Below are 11,724 nucleotides of genomic sequence, written 5' to 3' on the forward strand. Positions count from 1 at the left end.
TGTCTGGTCAGTCCCATTCTATTCCTGGTCAATAGGTTTAAATTCAATCGCTTGCCCGCCACCCGGTGCCAACCTGATCTTTAATACAGTATCCGATGCCACCGTTTGCAGGACATGGGAAATCGCATGAGGATTGGACTCCCAATGCGCATTGCTTGCATCAGCATAGATGGCTGCCCGATATATTTTCCCCTTTTCCAAAAAGTCCAGGGGCACTTCAAATTCACGAGCTTCCTCATTGGTAATACTTCCTAAAAACCAGCGGTTCCCGGCTTTACGGGCAATGGTAACATGCTCTCCAATAGCTGCATTCAACACTCTTTGATCTTCCCAGTTTACATCCAGGTCTCTGATGAACTGAAAAGCCGGCTGACCTTCATAGTTTTCAATCCTGTCAGCAGCCATCACCATGGGACTGTAAAGGACTACCATAAGTGCCAGCTGTTTAGCAATGGTCGTCCTCACCCTCAAGGTCAGGTTACGTTCTTTGAATTCATCCCATTTGGGCATTCTATCCCGGGAATTACTGAAGGTAACATCAAAAATTCCAGGGGTATAGTCTACCGGGCCTGCGAGCATCCTGGTGAAAGCCATGATGGTGGTATGGGAAGGGCTGTTCCCTTTGCTCCAGGCATTCCATTCCATGCCTCTCACTCCTTCACGGGTCATCATATTGGGCCAGGTGCGACGAATCCCTGTATCTTTGATGGGTTCGTGTGCATTGACCATAATCTTGTTGGCAGCTGCCATCTCCACGACCTTACGATAATGATCGACCATAAATTGGCCATGGTGGCTTTGGCCTGGCACCCTGATCTTTCCTGCGTAACCCGTTTTGATAGCATGCACCCCAAGGCTTTTGTACATTACAATAACTGAATCCAGGCGGGCTTCGAATTCGGGAATATTACCCCCTGTCTCCTGGTGACCTATAAATTCAATCCCTTTTTCTTTGGCATAACGTACCACCTCTACGGGATCAAAATCCGGATAGGGAGTAATATAATCAAAGCTGTCCTCGGTAAGCCAGGTATCCCAACCCTGGTTCCAGCCCTCCACCAACACCCCCTGAAGGTTGTTTGCCGCTGCAAAGTCAATATACCGCTTAGCATTTTCTGTAGTAGCTCCATGTTTGGGTCCTGCTTTCCACGTTTCCAGGAACAGGTGCAGGCTCCACCAGATACCAATGTATTTCATAGGTTTGATCCATGAGGTATCCTCGATTCTACCTGGTTCATTCAGGTTGACGATAAGATTGGATTCAATAAGACCTCCTGCCGTTTTAGAAAGTTGAATAGTCCGCCATGGGCTCAACATGGGGAAGGTGGCTTTTACCTTCACTCCGTCCGGCCAGGGGGCCAGTTCACTTTCAAGCAATGTCGATCCTTCTTGGTGTACTAATGTCATGCAGGCATAGTTGGTCAAGTTGGCCTCATGGATACTCAGGAAGCTATTCTTAGCGGTCTTCATCGTAACAGGAGTCCCCAGTGAAGCTGACTCGCTCAACCGTGTTTGTCGAAATCTCTTTTCATAGGAGTCATGATCTGCCTTGATCCACCAGGTTTCAGGATCACCGGCAATGTTGAATTGAGTTTCCTCGGAAATAATGAAAAGGGAATCCACTTCTTCCTGATCAGGTACTTCATATCGAAAACCCAGCCCATCGTCAAAAGCCCGAAAATATATGTTCAACCTGCGGCCCCTGCTTTCCTGACCTACAAGGAATATCTTTAATTCATTATAATGGTTCTGTACGGACCGTGTTTCTCCCCAGGGACGTTCCCAGGTTTCATCTTTTGTTGATCTTATCACTTTGTCTATCGTGAAACCTGCCAGCAGATCGGGCTGTTTTCTTAAATCAAGACCCAGCCCTGAGGTATCCACGATCATTTCTGTATCTAAAGCCACAGTGTATTGCGGTCGTCCTTCAACGCTTAAAAGAAAATTGATCTCAACCTGTCCGTTTGGCGAGGTCAGGATCAGATCATGCTGTTGCTTACAACTGATCATTATTATGGACCAAAGTAATAGTCCGGTCATATGGGATATCCTGATCATTTACTGTTTGGTAATATGCATGGTAAAAATGTCTTCTTTCATTTCCTTTTTGGCGCTGAAGAGTATCCTTACCATATGCTCGCCCCAGAACTTTTTGATCCTTAGATCATGCGCTGTATTTAATGGCAGCCTTTCCAGTGTAGCAGAAAGCTTTTCAGGATCGTAGGTGACCAGGATACTTTGACCACGCCCGGGGTCCACGAGCAGTCTGACTTGTCCCGGTATATCGGCATTTACCTGGCAAATGGTCATAAAAGAAAGCTGAATGTCCTGCCCGGGTTTCTCCAATTGGTAGACGTCTGACAAGATGATGCCTTTTTTCCTATCCAAGGTAAGAGAACGTCGCCAGGAGCTTAATCCGGCCCCGGGAGGATAAGCCCCTGCTATTTCCATAGAAAGAGTGGTCTTTCTTTTGCCAGATGTATATGCCACATTTTCCGCCTTGAATTCCAACCCATTCTGCTGCATTACTCCATTTATGGTTGGAAGATTATGGTATGCGGATTGGTTATTCCAGATCTCATAACGTTCGGGACCAAACGTTTTAGAGTTATAAGTAGCCATACCTACATCTATAATGACTGGTTTTCCATCATAATAGACAATGAAATTGCCAACATCATTGTGGTTATGTCCCTGGCCTTCTGCATTGTGCCCGGCTTTTGCACCAAGGAAAAAACCCTCCGATGACCCCGCTTTTTGGCGGGCTGCCATCAACTGTGATACGGGCATCCAGACATCTCTAAGAAAAAGATGCTCCTGTGAGCGGTCTTGCATTTCTTCCACCAGAAATATCTCCCGCAATACTCTTCCCATTCCATCGTGTGTGCCGGCACGCTCACTATAATTTCCAAAAGGAGCAAGGTAAGCGCCCAGGTCCATCAGGGAAGGGTCGTTGATCCTGGAGCCGTAATGATAGATCAGGAAAGGATTGTTTCGGATGTAAGGAACAGCATCTGCATAATTGAAGTAATACTGTTCATTAATGTGCATGCGATTCAGGTATTGACCCATTTGAGTGATCAAGGGATCATTGTAGATATTGAATTTGCCATTCGTTGCACTATAAAGTATCTCTAAGGCATCAAATAACGACCCCGCCGCATGTCCCCAGTAGTGTGGCCCCTCATCTGAAGCTCCATCTGAAGGGTTTTTGCTCACGTAAGCGTCCAATACCCTTAGGATCTTTGAAATATGATCAGCCAGTACTTCTTTATCATCGATCAAAAGGACGGCCGTAGCCATCCAGTTTGAAGCAATCCAGGGATTCCAGTTACCTACTTTCTCTCCATCAGGGTCCAGCCCCATCCACCAGAAATCATCTCTGGTAAGTGCCGGTGTTAATATCCTTCGTTGTGCTTCCAGCTTTACTCTACGATGAATAAGAGGAGACACTACATCAAGTTGCTCCCGAAGTAAATAAACTGACCAGGCTAACATTTCAGCCGTTTCGGCAGCAAAGAGGTCAACCACAGGTTCTTCGACATCCGGCAAACCCATTCCGGCTTTTTGCATGCCAATGTGTGCGGGTATCCCCCAAAAGGTCTCCTCACAGATGAGCCAGATACCGTTAATGATCTGATCAATAAACCGCCCCTTATTTTCCATACATTCGGCTAATACCAGTTGCCGTAGTTTAATACGCCTCTCATATAACTTACTGCTGTAAGGTTGACGGTTTCCGGTTCGGGCATAGTCCAGAAAAAGGGTGGCGGGAAGAGCGCTCCATTCATAAGATAAGGCTTTTTCGCCACGTTGGATCCACCGGTTCTGCAGGTATTGTGGTACTTGTTCCCAAGCCGCCCGATCGCTGGCTTTGGGATACAGCTGCCAGCTGTCCGGTGATCCCAAAATAGATCGTAGTTGTTCCAGGGTATATCTTTCAGTGAGCGATTGCCAATTAACGTTGGGTTGGGAGTATGTCGGGTGGTAGCCAAACCAACATACTATACTACATATGAGAAAAAGGAGGTTTTTGAATAGTCTGGGAGGGTAAAGGCTATGGAGGTGAACAAAAATGAAGGTGAGTGTAGCAGTGTAGCAAGTTCGGAGAACCTTCTGTATTGTGTAGTCACAGGTTTGGAAAACCTGCGCCAGTTGGGTTTGGAAAACCTGCGCCAGTTGGGGTTGGCGGGGTGGCAGTTGGGCGGTTTGGAAAACCTCTGTCGTGCCGGCATTGGGTAATGCTGAATTCAAGTGGATCATAACTTCATTCTTTTGAATCTTATCAGGGCTTCTATAAAGTAATAGTCAGCGTAGCTGAGGGGGACGTCTACCTCACTTTTGGCGGGTCTATGACCTACGCTGTGTCTGAGGATAAAATTACCGTTCCCGCCTTTTTGGGCCAGGTAATTTTCTCCTGACAGGCTTCTTATGATTGTCTCTGCCGCTTTCAGGTATTTATTTTTTAATTCATCCTTCACATAGAAACTTAGTTCGATCAATGCCGACGCCGTGATGGCCGCTGCTGATGCATCCCGGAGCGCTTTGGGAATATCAGAAGCATTAAAATCCCAATAGGGAATGTGATCTTCGGGCAGATTAGGGTGGCCCAGAATGAAATTAGCAATCCTTTCGGCTTGCCTCAGGTACTTATCATCTCCGGATTCGCGATAAGTCATTACAAAGCCGTAAAGCCCCCAGGCCTGTCCACGCGCCCACGCGGACCCGTCCGCTGCTCCCTGGGCAGTTTTTTTGGCCAGTACTTCTCCTGTCAGGGAATCGTAAGCCAGTACATGGTAGCTGCTGTTATCTGATCTGAAATGGTGGGCCAGCGTAACATCAGCGTGGCTTACGGCTACCTTATTGTATTTTGGGTCACCGCTAACTCTTGAAGCCCAGAAAAGGAGTTCAAGGTTCATCATGTTATCAATAATGACGGGGTAATTATACTCCTGGAACCCTTCCCAGGACCTGATAACCCCGGTTGTTTCTCTGAATCGGCTGATCAGTGACTCGGCGCTTTGGATCAATATGGGAGTGGTCGAACTATCACCCGTTATCCGGATGCGATTGCCATAGCTGCACAGCATCTTGAAACCTATGTCATGGTCCAGGGTGTTGTATTGTTCTTTTTCCAACGTAGCGGTCCTTACAAGTGCCATCTGTTTAATGTGCTCATCTCCGGAATACTCATATAAATACCACAGGCTCCCCGGGAAAAATCCACTGGTCCACCATTGCCGTTGGTTGGTCACCAGCTGCCCTTCCTTATTCAATGACCTTGGAAAAAGAGTATCCGGCAGTACTTTATGCATTTGTTTGTATTGATAGATCGCCCTGTCAAGGCTTGAGTTTATGATCTCTTCCAGGGGTGTTCCCTTTTCTTCCTGGACGGGGGGCTGGCAGGAGAATATAATAAGGGTAAGCGTAAGAAGACCAACTAAGCAGGTCTGGTGGATCTTTATGTTTTGTATTATGCAGAAGACCACAATTGATGGGTTTCGTTTTATTCTCAGGTTCGGAGAACCTTTAGGATTGGGTTGGCACAGATTCAGAGAATCTGCGCCATTAATAGCAGATGAAGATGAGGTAAGGTTGTTATGGTGAAGCTGTTCTGACATGTTAGTTTTCAGGTTTACTTGGTGGATAGCTTTTAGGGTGACTCCCCCAATTCCTATTGGGCCGGCTGGTCATTTCAAATGTCAACTGCCCTCCGGCCATGATCTCTTTGTGAGATATCCAGGTACGATCCAGCAGTTGATTGTTGAGTGTTACGGATCGTACGTATTTGTTTTCGTCCGACAGATTACCGGCCTCTATGGTAAAGGTCTTCCCATCGTTGAGTTGAATCGTAATCTTTTCAAAAACAGGAGCTCCCAGGACATACACTCCTCCCATCGGATTGACCGGATAAAAACCCATAGAGCTCAGAATATACCAGGAGGACATCTGTCCGCAGTCTTCATTGCCACTCAGTCCGTCCGGGGTGTTATCATAAAGTCCTGTAAGGATCTTTCTTACTTTCTCCTGCGTCTTCCACGGCTGACCAACATAGTTGTAAAGGTAAGCAACATGGTGACTGGGTTCATTGCCATGAGCATATTGACCGATCAGGCCTGTAATATCCATTGAGGCATCTTCTCCTGCTATGGCTGAGTTTATTTCGAAAAGGGAGTCGAGTTTATTTATAAATTGTTTTTCACCTCCCATGAGCTCCACCAACCCCGGCACATCATGCGGTACAAACCAGGTATATTGCCAGGCGTTGGCTTCCACAAAATCATATCCGCTATGTGAAGAGTATCTCGGATCAAAAGGTGTGACCCAGCTTCCATCCGCCTTTTTACCTCGCATAAAATTGGTGGACCTGTCAAACACATTTTTATAAGCCCCGGCCCTGTTCATAAAATATTGATAGTCCTTCTCCTTCCCCAGGGCACTTGCCATTTGTGCAATGCACCAGTCATCATAAACATATTCAAGTGTTTTGGAAACAGCCTTGTTCTCAAGTTCCGAAGGAATATAGTTGTAGCTTTTGAGGTGATCCAGGCCAAAATGATCTTGCATGGCACTGTTTTTCATAGCTTCATAGGCCTTCTCTACATCGAAACCCCTGATACCTTTGAAAAAAGCATCGGCAATCACCGGTACGGCATGATAACCAATCATAGTGAAGGTTTCCGTACCCATTAACGACCACTCCGGCAGCAATCCTGACTCATCAAAGTGTGACATCATGGACCCGATCATTTCAGCTACACGGTCTTGTTGAGTTATGGTAAATAATGGATGAGTAGCTCTGAATGTATCCCAAAGAGAAAAGACTGTATACCGGGTAAATCCATCAGCTAAATGGATTTTTTGGTCCGCACCACGAAATTTGCCATCAATGTCCATGTAAAGATAAGGTGCGAGATAGCTGTGATAGGCTGCTGTATAAAACACTTTTTTTCTTTGCAGGTTGTCCGTTATTACCCGGACCTTCTCAAGCTCTCTCTCCCATATACGACGCGCATCAGCCTTTACTTTTTCAAAATCCCATCCGGGATTCTCCATGTCCAAATTATTCAAGGCACCTTCTTCACTCACTGGTGAAATACCTACTTTGATGTAGATCACATCATCTTTCTTGGTCTGAAAGTTAAAAACTCCTTTGACCTGGTTTCCTCTACCCTCAGGACTCTTTTCCTCAAGCAGACCGTCTACCAGTAAACTATGGTGTTGAAAAGGTCTTGAAAATCTAGCTGCAAAGTAAACATGCTGATCTTTTGCCCATCCATCACTTCTTCTCAAACCGGTGATCAGCGAATCATTTTTAATGGACAGGTAAGCTTCAATTTCCTTATCTCCCGGTCGGCCATGGGTGAGGTCAAAAAGGATATGACTGCTGTCAGAAGCCGGAAATTGGTAACGATGAAAGCCTGAACGTGGTGTTACTGTAAAGGAGGCCCGGATGTTATAATCCTGTAAAAACACCTCGTAATAGCCTGGGTAAGCGTGCTCTTCCTTGTGAGAAAATCTTGACCGGTATCCTTTATCCGGGTCTTCGCGGCTTCCGGGTTCCCATTTTACCTTGCCTACGGTGGGCATCACCAAAATATCCAGTAAATCTCCACGGCCTGTGCCGCTAAGATGTGTATGACTGAAACCCATGACAGAGCTATCCGTGTAATGGTAGCCTGAGCACCAATCCCACCCCCTGGTATAGGTATCAGGACTTAATTGTACCATACTAAAAGGTAACGCTGCCCCAGGGAAAGTATGTCCGTGGCCACCCGTGCCAATAAACGGATTGACAAGATCGGTAATGCCCGGGCCTTCCAAAGGCAGGCTGTCTTCTCTTTGCTGACAACCCATCATTGCCAGTGTGATAAAAGCACATATAATGATATATTTATACCAGTTCATTTCAGACCTCATGACACTTTGCTTTTCTATCTTCCTCATTATAAGATTGACCTCCATGAACTGAAAAGTCTTTTATCCGTCCTTTTTTCATCCGGCCCATCGTTCCATGTCTATTTATTATCGACATTTAAAGCCTCCAGGGGAATATCAAACATGACGCAGTTGGCCTTTATCTCATCATGATAAGCATAGTTCCAACCATCAGTGTCTTTTATGTAATACCTTTTCCCATTCACGGCGTAATACCAGTCTCCTCCTCCTTCCGGCATAGCCCGATAAAATTTTTGAGGAACAGGTATATAGGCTTTGACTTGTTTGACGTCTTCAAGTGTATTGATATAAAAAGTCTGCCGAATAGAACTCCCCTGCCCGATCACCATCCAATTAGGTCGGTTTTCACCGGCAGTGGTAGTTCCAAAAGAGGTTAGCCACATTCTGGGGATATGATCGCTTTTATAGGCTAAATGTTCTTTCTGTGGATACAGCAACCTCAATTCACGTGCAGAACCCAACGAAAAATCTACATTATAATACGGTGCATCTTTATACATCCCATATAAATGAAATATCCAGTTGGCATGTAATTCATAAAATATCTCCAATTCTCCTTTACGATCGTCGGACAGGCAGGTAAAATCCACGTAATCCATTTTCATGGATGGAATATTATATTTATGTGGATCTGTGATCATTTCCTGAAAAGAAAAAGTAAACATTGGGCCTACCTCGACCTTTCCGGTCATGTTCCTTAAAGAATCTAAAATAGGCACAGAGTTTTCCACATACCGCCATTGTCCGTCGACAAACGCTTCAGCACATGTATGATGCGAGAAAGCCATTAACCTGACAGGTATATCTATTGTACTGCACAATCCTGCAAATGCATTAGCCGCCCCAACACAAAAATCACCATGGATACAAAAATCAACAGCATGGATATACCGTCCCCGCTTAAGTTTGGAGCTTGAAGTCTTTCGTTTCTGATAGGCATACCGGGCAAAGGCCATTACTTTGTCCCAATCAGCCGATGAACTATCAAGTGCGACATTTTTTAGTATCTCATTTCTCTTTTGAACCATGAAATCATAGTCTTTATGATAATCTCCAAACTCCCTGGATAAAGTGGATATTTCATTTCCTCTTTCGATATCAGGTAAGGTCAGTGTGTAAGCGTTTGGCTTTGGTATATTTTTATCTTTGAGTAAAGAATACTGCCCGTTACGTTTGTATTCATCCGCTTTGGTATACACCACCTCCACGGGCCATCTGGGCGCTTCAGGAAGAGTTCTGCCACCGTACTTGCCACTGGTCCCTGTCCATTCTCCCGAACCCTTCGATTTGTAATATTTAACCTGAGGGGAAATTGGCATTGGATTTAAGATCACCCTAAAAAACTGTTCCCCCGGTTTATCACAACTCAATTCAATCACATTATTGTCAAACGCCCAGTAGGAATCGTCAATGCTCTGCGCCAATAACGGACTTAACTTCAATGTGCAAATCATTACAAATAGCATGCGTATGACTGATGTATGCCGATCTTTTATCATATCTTCATTTCATTGAAATAATTCAAATTTTCCTTCCAGCCTTATATCAGAAGAGGAACTCCCGATCATCAGTTGGAATTCACCTGGCTCGGTGATCCATTTCAGTTCTTCATTCAGAAGCATAAGATCGTTTGCAGACAATTGAAATTTTATCGTTTTTGATTCTCCCGGCTCCAACATTACCTTTTTAAACCCTTTGAGTTCTTTCACCGGACGTGTGACACTGGCCAGCAGGTCACGAATGTAAAGTTGGATTACTTCTTCCCCCTTTACAGGTCCGGTATTCCTTATCTTCATTCTGACCCTAATGGTATCGTCCATTTCTATTTTTGGTTTTCCCAGTTGCAGATCAAAGTATTCAAAAGTGGTGTAACTCAATCCATACCCAAAAGGGTAAAGAGGTTCATTGGGAATATCATAATACCCGGAAACCCAACGTGAACCCGAGCCGTCATCCGGACGCCCCGTATTTTTATAGCTATAAAATACGGGTATCTGGCCTACCGAATGCGGGAAGGTCATGGGTAGCTTTCCTGAGGGGTTGTAATCACCGAAAACAACGTCGGCTATGGCATTACCCCCTTCCGTTCCCGGTATCCAAGCTTCCAGAATGGCCGGTATGTTATCTTTGAGCCAATTAATGGTCAGAGGGCGCCCGTTAAAAAGAAGTACCACCACGGGTTTATCTAACGCATGGATCTTCTGCACCAGCTCAAGCTGCACTCCGGGAATATCAATAGAAGCCCTGGTAGAAGCTTCCCCACTATGCCGTTGGCTTTCACCGACCGCTAAAATAACTGCTTCGGCCTGCCGGGCGACAGCCAGCGCTTCCTGAAAGCCCGACCGGTCATCTGACTCAAAATCCGCTCCTCTCGCGAAAAGCACATTAGCATCAGGCAGCTTGTTTTTAATTCCCCGGACCAACGTAATGACACCCCCCTTGTTTCCCTCAGCCTTCCAACGTCCCATAAAAGCCCGTTTATCATCTGCCAAGGGCCCAATTACTGCAATAGTCTTCAGCGACTTACTTAAAGGAAGCAGCTGACCTTCATTCTTCAATAACACCATTGATTTCCTGGCTATATCACGGGCCAACTCCCGATTTTCAGAGGTCAGGACTTCCCTTTTCTCTCGTTCAGGGTCGGCATATCGGTAGGGGTCCTCAAAAAGGCCAAGCCGGTATTTGGCAAGTAATATCCTTCGAACTGCCGTATCAATATCAGCTTCGGTAACCCTTTTTTCATCTACCTGGCTTTTCAAGTAATTAACAAATGCCAGAGAACCCATATCCATATCTACTCCCGCCTTCAGAGACACTGCGGCCCCGGAGGCAGAATCAGCAACCACTCCATGCTCCATTAGCTGGGTGATCGTACTCCAGTCTGTGACTACGAAACCGTCGAAGCCCCATCGTTCGCGAAGAATCCCGGTTAACAAAAAACGGCTGACAGTAGCGGGTATGGCATTGATCTCGGTAAATGAGGTCATGTAGGTACCTACACCCGCTTCAAAGGCTGCTTTAAAAGGCGGGAGGTGTACTTCATACAGCTCTCTCATGGAGATATCCGTTATGCTGTACTCCCGTCCCGCCATGGGCGAACCGTAACCAGCGAAATGCTTGGCACACGCCAGAATAGTATTGTTGAGGTTAAGATCATTGCCCTGAAAACCCCGTACTCTTGCGGCGGCTACAAGGCTACCATAATAGGGATCTTCTCCGGCTCCTTCCATTACCCGCCCCCAACGCGGGTCACGGGATACGTCCACCATAGGCGCATACGTCCAGTTAATACCGGAAGCGGAAGCCTCAAAAGCAGCCATTCGGGCTGACTTTTCAATCGCACCCAGGTCCCAGCTGGCAGCTTCTGCCAATGGAACAGGAGTAAGTGTTTTGTAGCCATGAATGACGTCCCGGGCGAAAAGTAAGGGTATACCCAGCCTTGATTCTTCTACCGCTATGCGCTGTACCTCGCGATTAAAACCGGCTCCCACAACACCGATCAGACTTCCGATATGCCCCTTACGGATGGCCTCCGCCTTATCAGGGCCAATACGGGTAGCAGAATCCAAATTACCATCGCGCCCTACAAGGTTGAGCTGGCCGATCTTTTCCTCCAATGTCATCACGGCCAACAGCGAATCCACCTGATCTTTGAATGGTTTTACTACTTCTTGACGGTCAGAGGTACATCCCGCGAGTGTTGATAATACTATCAATACAAAAAATAATACGAATGTGGTTTTATTATTTAAAGTCAATTGAAAT

General features: G+C 45.9%; 6 protein-coding genes. All 6 read right to left on the reverse strand.

The genetic code is table 11. The annotated features are described in order from the left end of the window. Positions 1-18 precede the first annotated feature (18 nt). Entirely contained in the window at positions 19-2,058 is a 2,040-nt protein-coding gene (locus FNH22_RS01575) for a glycoside hydrolase family 97 protein (protein ID WP_255517958.1), read from the reverse strand. Further along, positions 2,059-4,263 carry a heparinase II/III family protein gene (locus FNH22_RS01580; RefSeq protein ID WP_143396542.1) on the reverse strand — a complete coding sequence of 735 codons (2,205 nt, stop codon included), beginning with the start codon at positions 4,261-4,263 and terminating at the stop codon, positions 2,059-2,061. After that, positions 4,260-5,621, reverse strand: coding sequence for a glycoside hydrolase family 88 protein (locus FNH22_RS01585; protein WP_221420196.1), 1,362 nt, complete (start codon positions 5,619-5,621; stop codon positions 4,260-4,262). The genes FNH22_RS01580 and FNH22_RS01585 overlap by 4 nt, the downstream gene beginning before the upstream one ends. 1 nt (position 5,622) lies before the next feature. Then, a complete protein-coding gene (locus FNH22_RS01590) occupies positions 5,623-7,947 on the reverse strand; it encodes a GH92 family glycosyl hydrolase (RefSeq protein WP_221420197.1) in 2,325 nt (774 codons plus the stop codon). Positions 7,948-8,018: 71 nt separating this feature from the next. Then, the gene (locus FNH22_RS01595; protein ID WP_143396543.1) at positions 8,019-9,458 is read right to left on the reverse strand and encodes a hypothetical protein; all 1,440 of its coding nucleotides are present in this window, start codon (positions 9,456-9,458) and stop codon (positions 8,019-8,021) included. A gap of 9 nt (positions 9,459-9,467) precedes the next feature. Then, entirely contained in the window at positions 9,468-11,717 is a 2,250-nt protein-coding gene (bglX, locus tag FNH22_RS01600) for a beta-glucosidase BglX (RefSeq protein WP_143396544.1), read from the reverse strand. Positions 11,718-11,724: the final 7 nt, after the last annotated feature.

The organism is Fulvivirga sp. M361 (assembly GCF_007097395.1).
GTDB lineage: Bacteria > Bacteroidota > Bacteroidia > Cytophagales > Cyclobacteriaceae > Fulvivirga.

What these genes read in the sequence shown, in the direction of transcription:
- FNH22_RS01585 (WP_221420196.1), bottom strand. Translation starts at nt 5,621, where the DNA reads ATGTCAGAACAGCTTCACCATAACAACCTTACCTCATCTTCATCTGCT.
- FNH22_RS01595 (WP_143396543.1), bottom strand. Translation starts at nt 9,458, where the DNA reads ATGATAAAAGATCGGCATACATCAGTCATACGCATGCTATTTGTAATG.
- FNH22_RS01580 (WP_143396542.1), bottom strand. Translation starts at nt 4,263, where the DNA reads ATGATCCACTTGAATTCAGCATTACCCAATGCCGGCACGACAGAGGTT.
- FNH22_RS01590 (WP_221420197.1), bottom strand. Translation starts at nt 7,947, where the DNA reads ATGAGGAAGATAGAAAAGCAAAGTGTCATGAGGTCTGAAATGAACTGG.
- FNH22_RS01575 (WP_255517958.1), bottom strand. Translation starts at nt 2,058, where the DNA reads ATGATCAGGATATCCCATATGACCGGACTATTACTTTGGTCCATAATA.